This window comes from Pseudoalteromonas sp. (genome assembly GCF_041629635.1).
Lineage (GTDB): Bacteria > Pseudomonadota > Gammaproteobacteria > Enterobacterales > Alteromonadaceae > Pseudoalteromonas.
On the sequence record NZ_JBFKMX010000010.1, the window covers coordinates 35,535 to 54,816 of the forward strand.

Here is a 19,282-nt window from a genome sequence, read left to right on the forward strand (position 1 = left end):
AACGTGATATAAAAGCGACCATTGAGATCGCTTTTATTTAAACTTGAATTTAAGGCGTAATTATGAAGTCGCTTTGGTTAAGTTTAGTGAGTTTATCACCCACTAGGTGCTCTTTAAAATGGCTCATTAAATCAAGTCCGAATTCAATTTGTTTTTCATTCAGCGGTACATAGGGTAAGCGGAAAACAGGCTTTACTGCACCTGTTAATGCCAAGGCTGTATTAATTGAAATTGGGTTTGGTTCACAAAACAGCCAAGAAATTAGCTGTTGGCATTCATTATTTAACTGAGTATTTTCATTGTCCATCAGCTCACGAAATACTGATGGGATCAGGTTTGACGTAACAGAGATTACACCATGGGCATTTGCTTTATGGCGTGCATTGTGCGCTTCATCATCATTTCCTGACCAACAGGCAATCCCTTTATTTTCGTAATAAGCAATACGTTCATTACCAGCACATTCTTTAACACCGATAAAATTTTCACTGTGCGCAAGTTGCTCAATGATTTCAGGTGTTAAATCTTGACCAGTACGCCCTGGTACGTTGTAAATAAATGCAGGACCAATTTCGAGCACCTTTTCAAAATGTGCAATTACACCTTGAATTGATGTACGTCCATAATAAGGATTGATTTGCAGTGCTGCATCCATACCGGTTGCAAAGCCGTATTCAGTCGCTTTTATCGCTTCTTTGGTATTGTTACTACCAGTATTACCAATAATAAGTAATTTATTTTTAAATTGGTTAACACTATGCGCTATTAGCATTAGGTGCTCTTCCCAATTCATTAATTGACCTTCACCAGTTGTTCCACCAACAATGATACCGTCAACACCTGCTGCAATTTGCTTTTCAACAAGCTCATCGTATGTTGCTAGGTCTATTTCGCCATTAGCAAGATAAGGTGTTTTAATTGCGGTGATTAAACTGGCTTTTTTTATTGAGGCAACGTTCGTCATAAATTCTTTTCATTGTTAAATTTTGCAACATTTTAACCATAAACACCGACGATCGTAAGTAGCTAAAAGGCCTTATACAAAAATTCTTGTACTTTTTTTTTATTAAGATATATTAACTGTATATTTATACAGTTAATATATCTTATGATTATCTCAGAGTATTTTGAAAACTACTTTTATTCATTGAAACAGTTAGCGTCACACACCTTTGTAAAAGAACAGCAATTAAGCGATTGGATTGATTTATGTATATTGCCAAATGCTGCCTACCATTTAAAAAACCAAGTACAATCAAGTTCTTTTTTTGGCATTACTGATTTCAATGAAGAAAAAGAATATTTTGCTCGTGGTTACACAAAGTGGATTGAACTCATAAAACCTTATTCGGATTTAAGTTCTGCACAAGCGTATTCTGTCTTTTATCAACAATACGCTAAATGCGTTAACGACCTGTCACTCAAGGGCTTAGAGTTTAATTCAGACTATTTTGAAAATTTAGAAGAACGTATCCAAGATCATTGGCAGTTATTTTTAGCTGGCAAATATGGAGTGATCACAGCTAACGGCTTTATTCATGAAATTGTTGCGTTAGAGAGTGTGGACTTTTTAGCCAAAAATACAGAGCTAAATGATGACCAACTTAAAAAGTGTATTCGATTATTAGAAAGATCGTTAAGTTATCCACCTGCACAGCTTAATTGTGTGTCTAATTCACACAAATTGTTAAATAACCTTAACAGTGCACAGTAGCGTTACAATTTACGTAACGCTACCTCTTAGAATCGAAACAACCAGTTTATACTTGCTGAATTTGTTTTAATTTCAGCTATTTCAGTTTGTTCAAAATCTAAAGTAAATGCCATTGATTTACTAACGCCATAGCCTATACCAAAGCCTGTTAGTAATGATGCACCGCGATCATCTTGGCTGACAACATTAAAACTATCGTTGATCTTTTCTAGCATATCAAATTGATTGTCCCAGCCTTGTAAACCAACTAATGCTTTAACAAAAATCGGATCAGAAAAAGGGTATGTTGCGACGAGTGAAATATCAGCACCTAACGTTTTAAACTTGCCCTTATGTAAAGTATTTGTTTTAGCCATCGGATGAAGTTGTTTGCTCGATAAGCTTGAAGTCCCGTTCACCAAAATTAGTTAAGCCAAGTTCTACCGCTAAATAGCGATTGAATTGATAACCTGAAAGCAGTCTTGCGCCAATTGATTTATTTGATTCTTTCAGTTTTAACTGTCCAAGTGATTGCTTAGAAATAGTAGGTGCAAAGTTCAAATCACTGTAATTATGATTCTTGGCACTTAAACCAAAATACATAAATTGATTTTTATCTTTGGCATGAAGATTTGATGAAATAATGAAAGTAAAAACAGAAATATAAATGAGGCGCTTTTCATTAATGTCCCTTTGATGAAATATTTTAAAACTAAGGTAAAAGAACCTTAGTAAATTAAAGCGCCGCTATAATGCGTTTAATATTCTTAGCAATCAAGTACTATTACATTTATTAACAATTAGTTACCAAAGATTAACTGCCAAAAACTAGGCTCATGAATTTTGTGATATTGCTTTCTTAGTTGATCAATTTTAAGCAATTTTTTCTGTGCTAATTCTAAATCACCACCGGCATTTTTTATTTCTCTCACCAGTTTTAGCACCTCATCTATGCCTTTTATTGACTCTTTTTGCTTTCGATTAAAACCAATTTGCTTCGATTTTACTAATGCGGTTTCAATATTAGTGAGATGCGTCATTAACTCTTCATAATTTTTTGCTTTACGTGCAAGCTTGTAGCTTAGCGCCATTTCTTTCATTACAAGCCCAAGTTCGCTCTCTTTCGCGTTTATAGGGTTCAAAAATACTAGCAAAAATACCAAAAACAAAAATTTCATATTCAACCTCTTAAAAAATTCGGCGCTATTTTAGCAAGAACATAAAAAAAGCCAATCACATGGATTGGCTTTGCAAGTACGTTAGGATTCTATTAGCTGACTTTTTTCAAAGTCGCTTGTTCTGGTTTTAATAAGTTCATATCAAAATCAAACTCATCAACACGAATAGCTAATTCACGTTTCACGTTATAATCAATCAGCTTTTTATATTCATCTGCTGTGATAATATTTGCCACAAGTGCATTATCTAGCGTTTCAGCAAAACGAACGCCTGCTTTGATTTCTTTTTTACGTAGCGATTTTTTAATCTTCGCTAACATATCTAAGCAATCTAGTTTTGCTAGGTATGCTTGTTGGTTGATGTCGTGTCCATCACCATTTGATGCGTGAACTAAATGCGTTAGCTGCTTTTTGAAGTTAGTGTTTAGCTGACACTGATGAGCAAGCTCACGCACTAAATCATCGCTAATACGCATCGATTTCTCAGAATACGTTACTGTGATCAGACGCATAAATTTACGTGTTGCACCAGACGGGAAGTTTGCTAAGAAATCCGCAATTGCATTTTCAGCTTGGGCAATCGCCCAGCGCGTCGCGTAGTGGAAATAAGGTGCAGCTTGTGCACGGTCTTCACTTGCTACTTTTTGCTCATAGTAACGAATTGACGCCATTGCCGCGTATAAATAACTCATTACATCACCTAAACGTGCAGAAAGTAATTCAGCTTGTTTAAGTTTGCCACCTAATACTAATAGTGAGAAATCAGCATACACTGCAAGTTTTGCAGATAACTTATTAACTGCTTTTTCGTACTGACGCACTTCAGAAAGCTTAGATTTTGCACCAGCTGTGAATGGCAATAAGCCTTTAGTAAATGCACTTAAGCTGTTTCCTACACTGTAGCCAATAGTTTTCGTTAGTAAACCACGGAACGTCGAATCAGCGTTTTTATCTGTGCTGTGAATTGACTCAACCATACTTTGTAGGTGTGGGTGACAACGCATTACACCTTGACCAAAGATCATTAAGTTACGCGTAAGAATGTTTGCACCTTCAACGGTGATTGCAACAGGTTGACCAAGATAACCTTGTGCCAGTGTATTTTGTGGACCACATTGAATTGCTTTACCTGCTTGAATATCCATCGCAGAATTAAGTACATCGCGGCCAAGTTCAGTCATGTGATATTTTGCAATCGCTGTTACAACTGATGGTTTTAAACCAAGGCCTAGTCCTTCAGTTGTCAGTACACGCATTGCTTCTTGTAGGTATGTTTTACCTGCAATATCCGCTAGCTTTTCTTGAATACCTTCAAATAAGCCAATGCTTAAACCAAATTGCTCACGAACAGCTGCATATTCAGAAGCTGATTTCAGTGCAACATGTGCTGTTGAACACCCTAAAGCTGGTAATGAAATACCACGACCTGCACCTAAACAGCTCACTAGCATCTGCCAACCACGGCCAATATTCTTTTGACCACCAATAATAAAGTCCATCGGTACAAACACATTTTGGCCACGTGTAGTTCCGTTATAGAATTTAATCCCCATAGGGTTATGGCGGTTACCAAGCTCAACACCTGGATGATCTTTTGGAATTAACGCACAGGTGATACCTAAATCTTCTACATCGCCTAAAAGACCGTTAGGATCTTTTACTTTAACAGCTAAACCAAGCACTGTAGCAATTGGTGCTAGCGTGATATAACGCTTATCCCATGTCAGTTCTAGGCCCAGTACTTGCTTACCTTGGTATTCACCCATAGTTACAATACCTTGGTCTGGAATGCCGCCCGCATCTGAGCCTGCTTCTGGGCTAGTAAGTGCAAAACATGGAATGTCTTGACCAATAGCTAATTTAGGTAAGTACTGCTGGCGTTGTTCTTCAGTGCCATAGTGCATTAATAATTCACCAGGACCTAACGAGTTTGGCACCATTACAGTAACTGCTACAGCTGTGCTTTTAGTTGCAATTGTGGCAACAATTGTTGAGTTTGCGTAAGGGCTAAACTCTAAACCACCGTATTGCTTTGGAATAATAAGCGAGAAAAAGCGATTTGCTTTAATAAATTCTAGAATGTTTTCAGGTAAGTGATTTGAGCTCTGAATTTCAGTCTCATCAATCATATCAAGTAATTGAGCAACAGGACCATCCAAAAATGCTTGTTCTTCTTGGCTTAGCTTTGCTTCAGGCACGGCACGAAGCGCATCAAAATCAGGTTTACCCTGATAAATTGATCCCTCTAACCATACATCACCTGCATCAAGTGCTTCTTGCTCTGTAATTGAGATACTTGGTAATACTTTCTTCAAACTTGTTCTTAAACTCATGGCTACTCATCCGACCAGATAATTTTCATACATTACGTCATAAAATTTCACTTAGATCAATTACTCTATTTAAAAAAATTAATATTTTTATTACATATAAGGATTATATTATTGAAATTATTGAATTTTAATTTATATACACATGTACGCTGAAACTGATTTTAAAGGCTGTTTCCATGGCAATTTTAGTAAAATTTACGCGTTTATTAAGCTTGTGAAGTTAAGGCTATAAAATTTTAAGATTAAAAAAGGGCCAATTTGGCCCTTTTTTATGGTGATTCGTGCTTCATTTGAGATTGAATATAATTTGGCAAGCCAATTAAATTTATCAAATTAAGATGCTGCTCTAACCAATAAATATGATCCATTTCGGTATCATCAAGCAGTTTTTCTAAAATTTCTCTTGTTACATAATCTTTTTCAGTTTCACAAACAGAAATAATTTCAATAAGGCTTTTTTGCACTGTGTGTTCAGCAGCTAAATCGTTCTCGAGCATCTCTTTAACATTGCTACCAACATTTATTGGCTTACGTGATGCTGTATCTGGTGTGCCTTCTAAAAACAATATACGCTCAATGAGTTTGTTAGCGTGTTCTAACTCTTCTTCATATTCATGTGACAACTGGTGGTGAAGTTTTTCAATGCCCCAATCTTCATAAATTTTGCTATGTGCAAGGTATTGATCCATTGAAGTCAGTTCAAGCGTTAGTTGTCTATTGAGCAAATCAATAATTGTTTGGTTACCTTTCATAACCTACTCCTCAATCTGACTTTGTAGGTAATTTTCAATACCAATATTGTTAATTAGTGACAGTTGTGTTTCTAGCCAATCAATATAATCTTCTTCGTACTCTAATATATCTTCTAATAACTCACGGCTTACGTAATCTTGCTTTTCTTCACATAAAGCAATTGATTGTTTTAATAAAGGAACTTGATCCATTTGCATTGCTAAGTCACATTCAAGCATTTCTTTCGAGTGTTCACCGATACGCAATCGTTCTAAGTGTTGTAAGTTTGGTAACCCCTCTAGAAACAAAATTCGCTCGATTAAATCATCTGCTTGCTTCATATCCTTGATGGACTTTTTATAAGCTTTTTCATTTAGCTCCTCTAATCCCCAATTTTTAAACATCCTAGCATGTAGAAAAAATTGATTAATTGACGTTAACTCGTGTGTAAGTACCTGATTTAACGCTGAGAGTACTTCTTTATTACCTTTCATTTCGATTACTCAATACATTACTTGGTAGTTTAACTTTAGCTAATCCATATTTAGATACAAGTGTTTAACAAGACCGTTTTTATATTAAAAATTCAATAACCTAGGGAAATTGTTTAAGCAATTTGTAAGGCTATTGAAAATCATTTTCACTATGGTTATTGAGCACAAAATAACCATCATGTACTAGACTAGAATAACGTGGGTAAGGTTGGAGAATGCAAATGAAATCCGCACCTAAACAATCGCTCATTGTTGGCGCTACATTTATCGCATTTAGTGCTTTGGTGTTAAATGTAATGGTGAGTGAGTATTCAGGTTGGACTGAAAAATTGGCCTGTTACGATAAGTGTAAAACCCTTGGCTTTGAACAATGTATCTTCAAAAAAAATAATGATAATGCATTACCAAATCGTTGTACCGCCTTACAAAACAAAGACATAATCGTACTTGTTTTAAATTAATTGCTCTTCAAGTTCGCTAAATAGGTTTTCGAGTTCGGCTTTGTTATAAACCGAGCTTGCTGCACAGCTAAATTTTAAAGATTGCCCAATCAATTTATCTCGGTTAATCGAGATCGTTTCAAATTGTTGTTTTAAGTTTTCACTTTCATTGTACTCTAATCCAGGGCACAAACAAACAAATTGCCCAGCTTGCCAATAAGCAACAAGTTGCTCCCCTGTTAGATGCTTGGAAATATGATATAGAATTTCAATCATTACATGCTCTAAAACATTATGACCAAGTGTTGAGCGTATGTTTTCTAAGCCTTCTATATTGACTAATAATACCCCTACTGGGTACTCTTTCTTTTGATTGATTTGATTTAAGATTCGTTGAACTGCACGACGATTAGGTAAATTTGTCATTGGGTCGATCATAGATAACTCTTCTGCGTAAAGAGACAACGCACGTGTATCTTGCCAACGACGATATGAAAATATAGAAAAACCAAAAACTAAAACACATAGCGCGGGGATGATTTCTGCTATACCGCTAATAGCAATTTCATGACTCCATTGATGCAGCCAATCAATTACGTTAAATAACAAGAAAAATATATAACTAGCAACAAACAACAATAATAAAGAGATTAGGTCCCAAAACATACGCTTGCGTATCTGTTGCTTGATTCCGTCAATCATAACTGCTCTCTAATATAAACCATCTAAATAGCGATGAAAAAATGTTAATCTTAGTTGAGCAGTTAGAAGCAAGTAAAGTTTGAACTGATGTTATGTACCACAATACGTACGATATGTATCATCGAATGAATGATTTGATTGCAAAAATTCGTAATCGTTTTGTTTAAGTGCTGAAAAATAAAGTTCAATATGATTAGATGCTTGCAATGGATCTGCTACACATAAATCGAGTAATTTTTCGATTGTAACATTATAAAAATGTTTCTTAGGATTAACATGACACATCCTTTCTATTAAGTCTACATTCTTATGCTTTTGCCAAAGTTTAAAGCATTCTGAGTTTACAATATTGCTCTGATAACTCGTATCTTCTGAAAACATAGATAAAAATGAAAATGTTTCGCGATAATCTAGTTGTTCTTTTTTCATATAAGCTAGCATTTCTATGATTACGTTTTTTGACATCGGTTCATTAGGAGATAATGCAAGCTTCTCACAAAGTTTCATGTGGTAAATGGTTTCATATCTTGTAGGAAACTCATTTAACACAGATGAAAGTAACTGAATTGATCTATCTTCGTTTTCAGCCACCAAGGTTATCAAACTTTCAGCAAAGCGTGCTAGATTCCAATGCATTATACTGGGTTGATTTTGAAACGCATATCTTCCTTGCCTGTCTATAGAGCTAAAAACTTGAGCCGGATTATACTTACCCATAAATGCACATGGACCAAAGTCAATTGTTTCTCCAGATAATAAAATATTATCGGTATTCATTACCCCATGTATAAACCCATTAGCCATCCAACTTGCAACTAATTCAGCGAGTTGTTCTGCAACTTGTTTAACAAGCGAAAGGTAAGGATTTTGATGTTTTAAAAGTTCAGGATACAATTGTCTAATAGTAAAATCGGCAAGCGATTTTAGAACAGTAGGGTCTTGATGCATTGCTGCATATTGAAATGAACCTATACGAATATGACTTTTAGCTACGCGACAAACTAAACCAACTTGTTCGAGCTCGTTTCGCATGATTGAATCATTTCCTGCAATTACGTACAAACTGCGAGAAGTATTTATGTTTAATGTAGCTAAATATTCGCTTATGATGTATTCACGAAGTGCTGCTCTTAAGGTTGACTTACCATCCCCTCCTCTTGAGTATCGAGTTTTTCCACTACCCTTAAGTTGTAAATCGACTTCATAATTAAATTTGCTAGACACTTGTCCAAGTAAGTGGGCCCTGCCATCACCTAATTGAGGTACTAAATTTCCGAATTGATGACCCGCATATCCTAATGCAAGAGGAATACTTTTAGGTACTAGAGTGTTACCACTTAAATAGTCAACATCACAATTTCGTAATTCATTTGGTAAGTCGAGTTGTTCACTTAATTCTTGATTAAAAATAATTAAAGAAGGCTCTACTAATTGTTCTGGGCATATTGATTGAAATAACGCATCGGGTAGTTCAATATAGTGTTGTTTAAGTGACATATATTTCCAAATTTTATAATCAGTAAAATGGAAGCTTTTTGCAATGTTAAAGCCGTTAATAGATACTTTTAGCCAGCTACCATATCAAATAGACTATGCAGAAAACCACTTTAAGAATGAAAATTATCATCATCTTAGTGTTTTAACTTTAACTGAAGTCAGAGATTTGCTTTGTGTATTACGATATTTACAAACTATTGGCTTAAAAAACCTTAATAGTTACAGTCGTTTTCGAAATGAAGTAGAAAAATTGCTGTTATGGCTTTGGCACCAAAAAAAGCAATCTTTAGCAAATGTTGATACAAAGTTATTAAAAGAGTACCTAATATTCGTTCAATGCCCTCCAGAATCTTGGCAGACAACAAAAATAGTATCGCGTTTTAAGCAAATAAATAATGTTCGTGTTTATAACCAACAATGGCGCCCTTTTACATATAAAACAAACAGTTATGAATCTCGCGCATCGATCTTTACAGTTTTAAATCATTTTGCTAATTACCTATGTGAACAGAATGTAATAACTAAAAACCCTGTTAAATCATTACGTAAACAAGACAGCGTTTTAAAAAATACGATCAAACCTAAAAAAAAAACATCGATCGTCCCAAAACAATATATTTCAAAATTACTTAATCAATGGCAGCACGACATTCATCGAATGCGTGATCTCTTACTTTATTACTTCGTCAAAAATAGAAAATTAAATCTTAATGTATTCACTCAACAAATGAATGGTTTATCACCCCTTTTACAGCATTTAGACTTAGAAAATAATACTTTCTATTATCTAAATGGAAGGCAACTTTTATCGATAGAACTTTGCCAATTAGGTTGGCAAATAGCAGTGCAATATAAACAGTTACGTGGAAATTTTTTGCAAGATAACGCTCCCCTTTTACATAAACAACGAGGAAGTGGGTCTTTTGAAGTTAGGCAACTTAGAAGAATAATTACTGCGATAGATTATGAAATTTCAGATTATGAACAATGAATATATTTTTTTTATTATCATTACTGCTATTTTAATCGTTTACACATTATTCGCTAAACGTATTCATCAATTTAGCATTACCGGACCGATGTTTATGTTTTTTTCCGGTATTATTTATTCAGTATTAGTTAATGAAACTGACAATATCGAAATAACTTCTTTTCAGATATATATTGAACTCACTCTAGCATTAATATTGTTTAGTGATGCAGCAAAAATAAAAATAGCTGTTTTAACGCATAGTTATGTTTATCCTCTAAGATTGTTGTTGATCGGGCTGCCTTTGACTTTTTGTTTAGGTACCCTGCTAGGTATGTGGATTTTTCCAGAGTTACCCTATTTTCAATTAGCGTTACTCTCAATTGTCTTAACCCCAACAGACGCAGCGTTGAGCAATAGTTTTATTGAAAACAAAAATATCCCCATAGTAATGAGGGAAGCCGTTAATGTTGAAAGTGGTCTGAATGACGGATTAACTGTACCAATATTCCTGCTGCTGCTCTACTCGGTGATAAACCAACAAACCCCCGACCTATCAAAAACAGTTGAAATCACAATCAAAGAAATTGGTATTGCTGTGTTAATTGCAGTTTTTTTCACACCGCTAATATTTAAAGTCGTCTTATTTTCAGAAAAACATCGTTTATATAATAAAGATAATGAAGTTTTTATTTGTGTTGCTATTGCTATTTTAATTTATCTTTTCACCCAATTTTTAGGCGGAAGTGGATTTTTTGCTGCATTTATTGCAGGCCTGCTGTTCGATATAAAGTTTAAATCTGCATTCAAGCCACAAAGACTTAATAACGCAAGTGCGCTTGCAAATACATGTGCTTTAATTATTTGGTTTGTATTCGCAATTTTTGCATTTTCCTATCTACGCAATGGAATTGCACTCGATGCAATAATATATTCGTTATTATCATTAACACTCGTGCGTATCATTCCTGTACTTATATCATTGATGTTTACAAAATTATTAATCCATCAGCGTATAATACTTGCTTGGTTTGGTCCTCGAGGTCTTGCTTCTGTTGTTTTTACGTTAATTTTGATTCAAGGCGTTACAGATGTTTCTGAGTCAACAATCGATAGTGCAATTTTAACAATAATTTTAAGTGTTATATTTCATGGGCTTAGCTCAAAAGTGAGTTTAAAAAAATAACAAATTAATGTTTTGTTAACATTCATTTACAGCATAATTGTTAAATTAGTGTGAATTTAGATGACACACTGTTACATTCAGGGTTCCTAAAACGACAACAACCTGGGATCTATTATGACAAACAAACCATTAAAGCTATGCTCTATTGCAGCTGTAGCACTTGCAGTTAATACTGCAGTCGCAAATGATGCTGAAGGTTTACTAAAACTTAATCTTTCAGAAAATCGTGCAGCGGTTAAGTCACCATTACCAAAGCGCTTCATTGTAAAATATAAAAATAACTCTGCATTCATGAATTTCGCTAACACTGCAGGTGTTGAAGTTGCAACGAATCAACGTTTAACATTACTTGGTGTAGACGATGTTAAGTTTAATCCATCAATCAATGCAAACATCGCTCATTTAACAGAAACTCAACTAAAACAATTGCAAAACGACCCAATGGTTGAGTACGTAGAAGAAGACTTACCTCGTCGCTTGATGGCTCAAACACAGCCATATGGCATTGCGATGGTTCAGGCAGATCAGGTTGATGATTCTGTAGCATCTGCTGCTAATAATGGTAAAAAAATCTGTGTTATTGACTCTGGTCTTGATCTCCCACATGAGGATATGGGTAGTAACGGTGGTACAGTAACGGGCACAAACAATAGCGGAACAGGCAACTGGTATCAACATGGTGGTCCACACGGTACACACGTAGCAGGTACGATAGCAGCTATTGATAATGGCGTTGGTGTTCGTGGTGTGATCGGTTCTGACCCTTCTCTACACATAATTAAAGTATTTAATGCAAGCGGTTGGGGTTACTCTTCTGATCTTGTTTCAGCGATAAACGAATGTAAGAACGCTGGTAGTCATGTTGTCAACATGAGCTTAGGTGGTTCTGGATCAAGCACAACTGAAAGAAATGGTATTCAAGCAATAGCTGATGCAGGCTTATTACTTATTGCTGCAGCAGGTAACGATGGTAACCCTTCAAATACTACTGATATTGAAAGTTTTCCTGCTTCGTATGATTCAGTAATGTCTGTTGCAGCTATTGATAGCAACAAAGCGCTTGCTGATTTCTCACAAAAGAACAGCCAAGTAGAGATTGCTGCACCTGGTGTTGATGTTTATTCAACTTACCCAGAAGGTACAGGCCAAGTTGTTTCACTATCAGTTGGTAGCAACGCTTACTCTGTAAATGCAATGGAAAATAAAGGTTCTGTAACGGCACCTCTATACAATTTTGCGACAGGTGAATCAGTAGATTCTGGTGCTAATGGTAAAGTGTGTTTAATCCAACGTGGTAACATTTCTTTCCACGATAAAGTTAAAAACTGTCAAGACAGTGGTGGTGTTGGTGCTGTAATTTACAACAATGCTGCAGGCAGCTTTGGTGGTACATTAGGCGATACAAACCAAACTTCAATTCCAGCTGTTACTGCAACAGACACTGCTGGTGCAGCAATGCTTAACCAGATTGGGGTTTCTGCTTCAATTAACATTGGTACTGGTAACTATGGTATGATGAGTGGTACGTCAATGGCATCACCACATGTTGCTGGTGTTGCGGCATTGGTATGGAGTCATCACCCAAGTTGTTCAGCACAAGAAATCCGTACTGCACTTAATGCAACTGCACAAGATTTAGGTGCTTCAGGTCGCGACGTTAAATTTGGTTACGGTTTAGTACAGGCTAAAGCAGCAATTGACCACCTTCAAGCTAATGGATGTTCTGGTAATGGTGGTACGACACCTCCAACACCAGGTGAGAAAGTGTTAGAGAATGGTAAAACGGTAACAGGTATCAGTGCTAACACTGGCGAAGATGTAGTTTATACATTTGCGGTACCTGCTGGCGCAACTGACGTAAAAGTCGTTATGAGCGGTGGTACAGGTGATGCGGATTTATACACTCAATTTAATGCACAACCGACAGATAGCAGCTACGAATGTCGTCCTTATGCATCAGGCAATAACGAAACGTGTAACCTAACCCAATCTGGTGGCACTTATTACGTTCGCCTTAAAGCATACAGCGGTTTCGCAAACGTAAGCTTAACTGGTAGCTACACAGAAAGTAACGGTGGTGGTACAGGTGGTGGTGATACATTAACTCCAATCAACGATACAGTGAATGATATCAGTGTTGCGCGCCGCGCTTGGAAACGTTATACACTTGACTTAGCAGCTGGTTATAGTGATTTAAATATCACAATGTCTGGTGGTTCAGGTGATGCGGACATGTATGTTACATACGGCTCTCAATCAACAACAAGTAATTACGATTGTCGTCCGTATGAAACTGGTAACAACGAAGCATGTTCGTTCACAGCACCAAAAGCAGGTAAATGGTATATCGACATTTACGGTTACCGTGCTTCAAGTGGTATTACTCTGAATGTAAAAGCAAATCCATAGCTTTAATTGAGGAAAGTGGATTCCCACTTTCCTCTCCTTATTTTCACTTCATTAGTAAACTTCACTTTCACTTTGTACAGCAATACATTGATTACTTTTACACATCCCCTTCGGTTCGGTTAGATGTTGGCAAATTCCCATTGCCCCTTCCAAAGCATGCTTACTTTTTTCGAGTTGAATAATTTCTTTAGAAGTATTTTGTATTTCAGCTTGATTAGACGTTTTACTAGAAAACACAGCATAACCACTTGCACCCCCACATGGGTTAGAACCAGTAGAAATAACAAAACATTGGCTTGATTCATCACAACTAACATCATCTAACGCCTTTGATAGCGTGTTTTTAAGTTTATTAAGCGTATTATCATCTACCTTTGGTATTACTGCGGTTTGATGATTTATTTGATTATCTTCCAATTTATCCGTTAAATACGGGTGACTTTCAGGTGTTTTGTCATTTTTTTGTTCATGCTCTATTTCACCACACCCAATTAAAAGGATAACTGCAGTGAAGCTCATTAGTTTTTTCATTTTGTATTCTCCTTGCATTAGACACGATTTTCTCTCAGAAAATCATGCCAATCTTGTATTAGACTGATAAAATCATCTAAACCACATTCACATATATCTGTTGATGTATCAACACTTAGCATTTCTTGCGTAAAGCGCTCAGTTTCTTGCTCTGAGATGCCATGATGATTGATTGTAATCGCGACTTCACCATTACATACAGTAAGCACCATTTCTTTACCATTAATTTGATAGTCATGATAAAAACTTTGGCTATGAGAGTTAATATCGTCTATTAATTGCTTTACCGCGGTGCTTGATACCGGTGTTTCATCTAAAAGCCACTTGGCAATATTGACGTGCTCATCTGTCATTAAAAGACGAAACCCATCGATAGGATCTTTGATAAATTGGTATTCCATGCTGTATTCAATTTTACAATTAATCTGTTAATTGTACTGTGTAAATCTTGTAACAGCGACCTTTGAAAGCTTATTCATCAATACCTTTTCCCTATTGATTACTTAGCACCCACTTTTTTACGCCTTTGTCTCGATATGGCAATTACACCTGTTGGTATGATGTGTTCTTTTACATTAAATACAAATAACAAATGCTAAAACCAAAACACATAATGCCATGCGGTAATACAACATGAGGCCAAAAAAGCGCTGTATAAAATTGTTTTCTGCCTAATTTGTTATATTCATTAGACCAAGATGTACCAATTTGAAAACAGTCAATGTCATCAGCACTGCCATTTAGGTAGTTTTCTATCTCTCTAATACGTTTGTAATTAGCATTTTGAAAAGTTTTCCAATAGGCTTCAATTAACCAAAATAAAAAAGATGCCATAGCTGCATAAAGTAATACGTTTATTGTGTTACTGAACGCGCCTGAACTCAGCACTGCAATGGCAAGAGAAACACTCCAAGCTTTTATAGTGAGTGATTTAGCATCAAAATTTTCAACCAGTGTTTGCAGGTGGAAATATTCCCTTTCTAATAAGGCAAGTTTTTGTTGTTGTTCCATGTTTTACTCCTTGTAACGCAAGCTATTTTGAGCACCCAGTTGTAACTTGTCTACTAAATTATCTATTTCGTCTTGAATATGCTGCTTGCTTTAAATAACTCCGCTAAGGTGTTCAAAATTTAAAGTTGGTTCGAGGCAATTATGTCTAATTCTGTTAAATCCATATTCTTTTTATCTTTGTGCTCACTTAGTTCAGCCCCAAGCGTTGCAAACACCTTTCAAGCAAGCGATATATTTGACTTAGAATATGCATCATCCCCTGCTATTTCTCCAAATGGAGAACACATTGTATTTGTGCGAAATAGTAATAACATTATGCGTGATGCCACAGATAAAAGTATGTGGATTATCAACAGCAAAACCGGCCAGTTAACACCATTATTTTCAGATGATAAACAATACTCTTCACCTATATGGTCGCCATCTGGCGACAGAATAGCCCTTATCAGTAATCTATCTGGTGAAAAACAAATTCATGTTCATTATTTAAAGCAAAACCGCACTGCAATGGTAAGTAAGTTGCAATCAGGTGTTTCAAACCTCACGTGGTCGCCAAACGGAAAATGGCTTGCCTTTAGCCAAAAGGTTGAAGAAAAACCAAGTGTGATAGCCAAGATGCCTGCGGCGCCAAAAGGTGCAAAATGGGCAAAACCTGCCATTGTTATTGATTCTGCTTATTATCAAGCAGATGGCAAAGGGTTAATTAAGCCAGGTTACAATCATTTATTTGTGTTACCTGCTGAAGGTGGCACAGCGCAACAACTAACATTTGGTAATTACCATCATAACGGCCGTTTAGCATGGACCAAAGACAGTAAATCAATCGTTTTTTCAGCTAATCGTATCGATGACTGGGAATACAAAACATTAGAGGGGGATTTATTTAAAGTCGATATTCTCTCAAAAGAGTTAACACAACTTACAAACTTCCCAGGTAAAGAGTTTAGCCCGCAGTTTTCACAAAATGGTGACAAGCTTGTTTACTTGCAAAGTTCAAATGCGCTAAATCCATATCGCAATAATAAATTAAAGCTTTTAGATTGGCGCTCAAAAGAGTCCAAACATATTAATGCTGATTTTGATCGCTCTGTGTTATCGCCAATGTGGATTGGCAACGATACTATCGCGATCAGCTATGATGATTTTGGTAAACGTAAAATTGCATCAATCACTACAAACGGCGCATTAAAAGATCTTACAGACAGTGTTTCAGGTACAACATTGGGCAGGCCTTATATTAGTGGTGAGTTTTCTGCTAATTATAATGGCGATATTGCATTTACTTATGGCAATGGAACTATGCCTGCTGATATTGCAGCATTGTCACCCAAAAGTAAGACCCGTCAATTAACAAAGCTTAATGAAGATCTCTTAGGACACCGAAAATTAGGTGAAGTACATGAAATCAACTACACCTCATCATTTGATGGTGAATCAATTCAAGGCTGGTACATTACTCCGCCTGACTTTGATCCAAGTAAAAAATACCCAATGATTTTAGAGATTCATGGTGGCCCTCACCTTGCGTATGGCCCTCATTTTTCTGCTGAGTTACAACGTTTTGCCGCGCAAGGTTACGTCGTTTTTTATGATAATCATCGAGGCAGTAGCTCGTATGGTGAACGTTTTGCGATGTTATTGAAATATAAATATTCATCAAAAGAAGATTTTGCTGACCATAATTCTGGTGTTGATGCCATGATAGCTAAAGGCTTTATCGACAAAGACCAAGTGTTTATTGCAGGTGGCTCCGCTGGCGGAATTGCTACTGCTTATGCTATTGGATTAACAGACCGCTTTGCAGCTGCTGTGGTTGTTAAACCTGTTATTAATTGGCTTAGCAAGGTATTAACCGCTGATAGTGGCCTTCGTCAAATTCCTACACAATTTCCAGGCATGCCATGGGATCACGTTGAGCATTATTGGCAACGTTCCCCGCTTTCACTTTTGGGCAATGTAACAACACCAACTATGCTGATCACAGGTGAAAAAGATTTAAGAACGCCTATGGCTGAAACTGAACAATATTACCAAGCACTCAAGCTTAAAAAAATTGATTCAGTGCTTATCAAAATACCGAGTGCATACCATGGTATTGCAAGTAAGCCGTCTCGAATGATCAGTAAGATTGAACACACGCTAGCGTGGTTTGAAAAATATAAAAAGTAAGTTTATCCCAATTATTTTATAGCCAGTTTTTACTGGCTTTTTTATTTTATAGCTAGCGACAATCCAAAAAAAGTTACTTTATACACATAAATCACAAATATTAGATTATTTACCCTTGCATTTACTTCTTTATAGCTTCAACATGCAACCATCATCAACGAATATCAATTAAAATGAACATAGATTACCAATTACTCTCACCACAACAATGCCGCAGCGAGCCGCTTGCTAAGGACACAGATTTAGGATTTGGCCAACTTAGAACAGATCATATCTTTTTGATGGATTACCAAAATGGTGAATGGATAAATGCACGCATTGTGCCTTACCAAAATTTACAATTAGCACCTGGTGCTATGGCACTTCACTATGGGCAATCTATTTTTGAAGGTGCCAAAGCTTTTCTTCATCAAGACAATGAAATTTATACATTTCGTTTAGATAAGAATTGTGAGCGTTTAAATCAATCTGCAGAAATTTTATCAATGCCAACACTTGATGTAGATAAACAATTACAAGCCATTAATGCATTACTCGATGTTGAACGTTTGTGGATGCCAACTGCTACTGGTGCGTCTATGTATATTCGTCCGTTTATGTTTGCCACTGATGATAGCTTGTCTGTTAAACCAAGTAATTCGTATACATTTGCTGTTATGCTAAGCCCAAGTGGTGCTTACTATGCAAAAGGTATGAGTAAGTCCCTTAAATTACTTATCACACAACAATATCACCGTGCCGTAAGTGGTGGCACTGGCGCTGCCAAAGCAGCAGGAAATTATGCAGCATCACTGCGCGCCCAGCAGCATGCAAGCTCAGTAGGCGCAGATCAAGTACTCTATTTAGACGCATCTAATCAATACCTTGAAGAAGTAGGTGCAATGAATCATTTTCATATCACACGAAGTGGTGAATTGGTTATTCCCGAGTTTACTGACACTATTTTGAAATCGATAACATCGCAATCGATTTTATCATTAACCAATGAATTAAAGTCATTACTCGACTTAACTCCCGTTCAGAAAAAGATTTCAATTAAACAATTTTTAGCTGACGTGCAATCAGGCGAAATTATTGAAGCCGGTGGTTTTGGAACTGCAGCAGTAACCGCATCGGTAGGTCACTACATATTAGACAATGGTGAGCATTACACCGTAGGTAATGGCGAGATTGGCGAAAAAACCCAAAAACTTTATCAATATTACAGTGACATACAGCAAGGTAAGCAGCCTGCCCCAGATTCGTGGTTAGTACGTGTAGAGCGCATTAATTAACCCTATTTATTTGATAAGTGAGTAATATCAAAATTTACTCACTTTCTTTCCAAAATAATTATTAATTTCAATACTCTAGTCTTTGATATTTTCTATAATACTTTGCCGAAATAACGCTTTTTTACTACACTTGTCATAAATTTGTAATTATTCTGTCACATTCAGGGACGAAACATGAAATCGATTAAAGCCAAATTGATGACGGGCGTAATATTTGGGCTATTTTCCATGTTGCTTGGCGCTTTAGTTTCAGTGTTAATTCTTCGCGATTTAGCAAAAGATTTTGACAATGTTATTCATCATGAGCTAAATGCCCGTGAACAAGTGAATTTTGTTTTAGCCAGTTTTAAAACCCAAGTGCAAGAGTGGAAGAATATCCTTATTAGGGGTCATGATGCTAAGCAATATGACAAATACTTAAATCGCTTCACTGAAAAAGAAACTGAGGTACAGGAAAATTTAATAGCCTTACAAAAGCGTGATTATTTACCTGAAGTATTAATATCTCAAATCGCCGAACTTGAACAACAACACCACAAACTTGGTCGATTGTATCGTGATGGCTTAATTGCATTCAAAACGTCAAATTACAATACTCAACAAGGCGATAAAGCAGTATCAGGTATTGACCGCCCGGTTGTCAGTGCGCTTAATCAATTAACC

Annotated in this window: 19 protein-coding genes and 1 pseudogene; 8 read left to right on the forward strand and 12 right to left on the reverse strand. The window is 36.2% G+C overall.

What is annotated here, in order from left to right; translation table 11 throughout:
* Window positions 1-49: 49 nt before the first annotated feature.
* Complete coding sequence (dapA, locus tag ABYD77_RS02825; RefSeq protein ID WP_372766807.1) at window positions 50-964, reverse strand: 4-hydroxy-tetrahydrodipicolinate synthase; 915 nt, start codon at window positions 962-964, stop codon at window positions 50-52.
* Between the two features lie 144 nt (window positions 965-1,108).
* On the opposite strand from dapA, the gene ABYD77_RS02830 reads away from it, so the two are divergent.
* A complete protein-coding gene (locus ABYD77_RS02830; protein WP_372766809.1) occupies window positions 1,109-1,714 on the forward strand; it encodes a DUF6058 family natural product biosynthesis protein in 606 nt (201 codons plus the stop codon).
* Window positions 1,715-1,740: 26 nt separating this feature from the next.
* On the opposite strand, the gene ABYD77_RS02835 is transcribed toward ABYD77_RS02830, so the two are convergent.
* From ABYD77_RS02835 to bfr (ABYD77_RS02860), 6 genes are all read right to left on the reverse strand, one after another.
* Window positions 1,741-2,070, reverse strand: coding sequence for an outer membrane beta-barrel protein (locus ABYD77_RS02835; protein WP_372766811.1), 330 nt, complete (start codon window positions 2,068-2,070; stop codon window positions 1,741-1,743).
* On the reverse strand, window positions 2,063-2,296 hold the full coding sequence (locus ABYD77_RS02840) for a hypothetical protein (RefSeq protein WP_372766813.1): 234 nt from the start codon (window positions 2,294-2,296) through the stop codon (window positions 2,063-2,065). The genes ABYD77_RS02835 and ABYD77_RS02840 overlap by 8 nt, the downstream gene beginning before the upstream one ends.
* A gap of 197 nt (window positions 2,297-2,493) precedes the next feature.
* On the reverse strand, window positions 2,494-2,871 hold the full coding sequence (locus tag ABYD77_RS02845) for a cytochrome b562 (protein ID WP_372766815.1): 378 nt from the start codon (window positions 2,869-2,871) through the stop codon (window positions 2,494-2,496).
* Between the two features lie 92 nt (window positions 2,872-2,963).
* Entirely contained in the window at window positions 2,964-5,204 is a 2,241-nt protein-coding gene (locus tag ABYD77_RS02850; RefSeq protein ID WP_372766817.1) for an acyl-CoA dehydrogenase, read from the reverse strand.
* Between the two features lie 269 nt (window positions 5,205-5,473).
* Complete coding sequence (bfr, locus tag ABYD77_RS02855) at window positions 5,474-5,956, reverse strand: bacterioferritin (RefSeq protein WP_372766819.1); 483 nt, start codon at window positions 5,954-5,956, stop codon at window positions 5,474-5,476.
* Window positions 5,957-5,959: 3 nt separating this feature from the next.
* Complete coding sequence (gene bfr / locus ABYD77_RS02860; RefSeq protein WP_274760465.1) at window positions 5,960-6,430, reverse strand: bacterioferritin; 471 nt, start codon at window positions 6,428-6,430, stop codon at window positions 5,960-5,962.
* Window positions 6,431-6,651: 221 nt separating this feature from the next.
* Here bfr (ABYD77_RS02860) and ABYD77_RS02865 point away from each other — a divergent pair, with 221 nt between their 5' ends.
* The gene (locus tag ABYD77_RS02865) at window positions 6,652-6,891 is read left to right on the forward strand and encodes a hypothetical protein (protein ID WP_372766821.1); all 240 of its coding nucleotides are present in this window, start codon (window positions 6,652-6,654) and stop codon (window positions 6,889-6,891) included.
* Here ABYD77_RS02865 and ABYD77_RS02870 read toward each other — a convergent pair.
* Window positions 6,883-7,572 carry a diguanylate cyclase domain-containing protein gene (locus tag ABYD77_RS02870; RefSeq protein WP_372766823.1) on the reverse strand — a complete coding sequence of 230 codons (690 nt, stop codon included), beginning with the start codon at window positions 7,570-7,572 and terminating at the stop codon, window positions 6,883-6,885. The two genes, ABYD77_RS02865 and ABYD77_RS02870, sit on opposite strands and share 9 nt — an antisense overlap.
* A 90-nt stretch (window positions 7,573-7,662) precedes the next feature.
* Entirely contained in the window at window positions 7,663-9,069 is a 1,407-nt protein-coding gene (locus ABYD77_RS02875) for a protein adenylyltransferase SelO family protein (RefSeq protein ID WP_372766825.1), read from the reverse strand.
* 43 nt (window positions 9,070-9,112) lie between these two features.
* Here ABYD77_RS02875 and ABYD77_RS02880 point away from each other — a divergent pair, with 43 nt between their 5' ends.
* The 3 genes from ABYD77_RS02880 (at window position 9,113) to ABYD77_RS02890 (ending at window position 13,634) form a co-directional block, all read left to right on the forward strand.
* The gene (locus ABYD77_RS02880) at window positions 9,113-10,060 is read left to right on the forward strand and encodes a hypothetical protein (protein ID WP_372766827.1); all 948 of its coding nucleotides are present in this window, start codon (window positions 9,113-9,115) and stop codon (window positions 10,058-10,060) included.
* Entirely contained in the window at window positions 10,035-11,225 is a 1,191-nt protein-coding gene (locus tag ABYD77_RS02885) for a cation:proton antiporter (RefSeq protein WP_372766829.1), read from the forward strand. Before ABYD77_RS02880 ends, ABYD77_RS02885 begins: the two co-directional genes overlap by 26 nt.
* A 114-nt stretch (window positions 11,226-11,339) precedes the next feature.
* Window positions 11,340-13,634, forward strand: coding sequence for a S8 family serine peptidase (locus ABYD77_RS02890; RefSeq protein ID WP_372766831.1), 2,295 nt, complete (start codon window positions 11,340-11,342; stop codon window positions 13,632-13,634).
* A 51-nt stretch (window positions 13,635-13,685) separates the two neighbouring features.
* Here the strand turns inward: ABYD77_RS02890 and ABYD77_RS02895 are convergent, their stop codons facing one another.
* The 3 genes from ABYD77_RS02895 to ABYD77_RS02905 all read right to left on the reverse strand — a co-directional run bounded on the left by ABYD77_RS02895 (window position 13,686) and on the right by ABYD77_RS02905 (window position 15,176).
* On the reverse strand, window positions 13,686-14,165 hold the full coding sequence (locus ABYD77_RS02895) for a hypothetical protein (RefSeq protein ID WP_372766833.1): 480 nt from the start codon (window positions 14,163-14,165) through the stop codon (window positions 13,686-13,688).
* Between the two features lie 17 nt (window positions 14,166-14,182).
* Window positions 14,183-14,566 (reverse strand): YacL family protein, encoded by a 384-nt coding sequence (locus ABYD77_RS02900; RefSeq protein ID WP_372766835.1) that lies wholly within the window; start codon window positions 14,564-14,566, stop codon window positions 14,183-14,185.
* A gap of 169 nt (window positions 14,567-14,735) precedes the next feature.
* Window positions 14,736-15,176, reverse strand: a complete 441-nt coding sequence (locus tag ABYD77_RS02905) for a hypothetical protein (RefSeq protein WP_372766837.1) — start codon at window positions 15,174-15,176, stop codon at window positions 14,736-14,738.
* A gap of 141 nt (window positions 15,177-15,317) precedes the next feature.
* Between ABYD77_RS02905 and ABYD77_RS02910 the strand changes: the two genes are divergently transcribed.
* From ABYD77_RS02910 to ABYD77_RS02920, 3 genes and pseudogenes are all read left to right on the forward strand, one after another.
* Window positions 15,318-17,345 (forward strand): prolyl oligopeptidase family serine peptidase, encoded by a 2,028-nt coding sequence (locus ABYD77_RS02910; protein ID WP_372766839.1) that lies wholly within the window; start codon window positions 15,318-15,320, stop codon window positions 17,343-17,345.
* A gap of 173 nt (window positions 17,346-17,518) precedes the next feature.
* Window positions 17,519-18,619, forward strand: coding sequence for a branched-chain amino acid aminotransferase (locus ABYD77_RS02915; RefSeq protein WP_372766841.1), 1,101 nt, complete (start codon window positions 17,519-17,521; stop codon window positions 18,617-18,619).
* 174 nt (window positions 18,620-18,793) lie between these two features.
* Window positions 18,794-19,282: pseudogene (locus ABYD77_RS02920) on the forward strand (diguanylate cyclase); the annotation flags it as partial.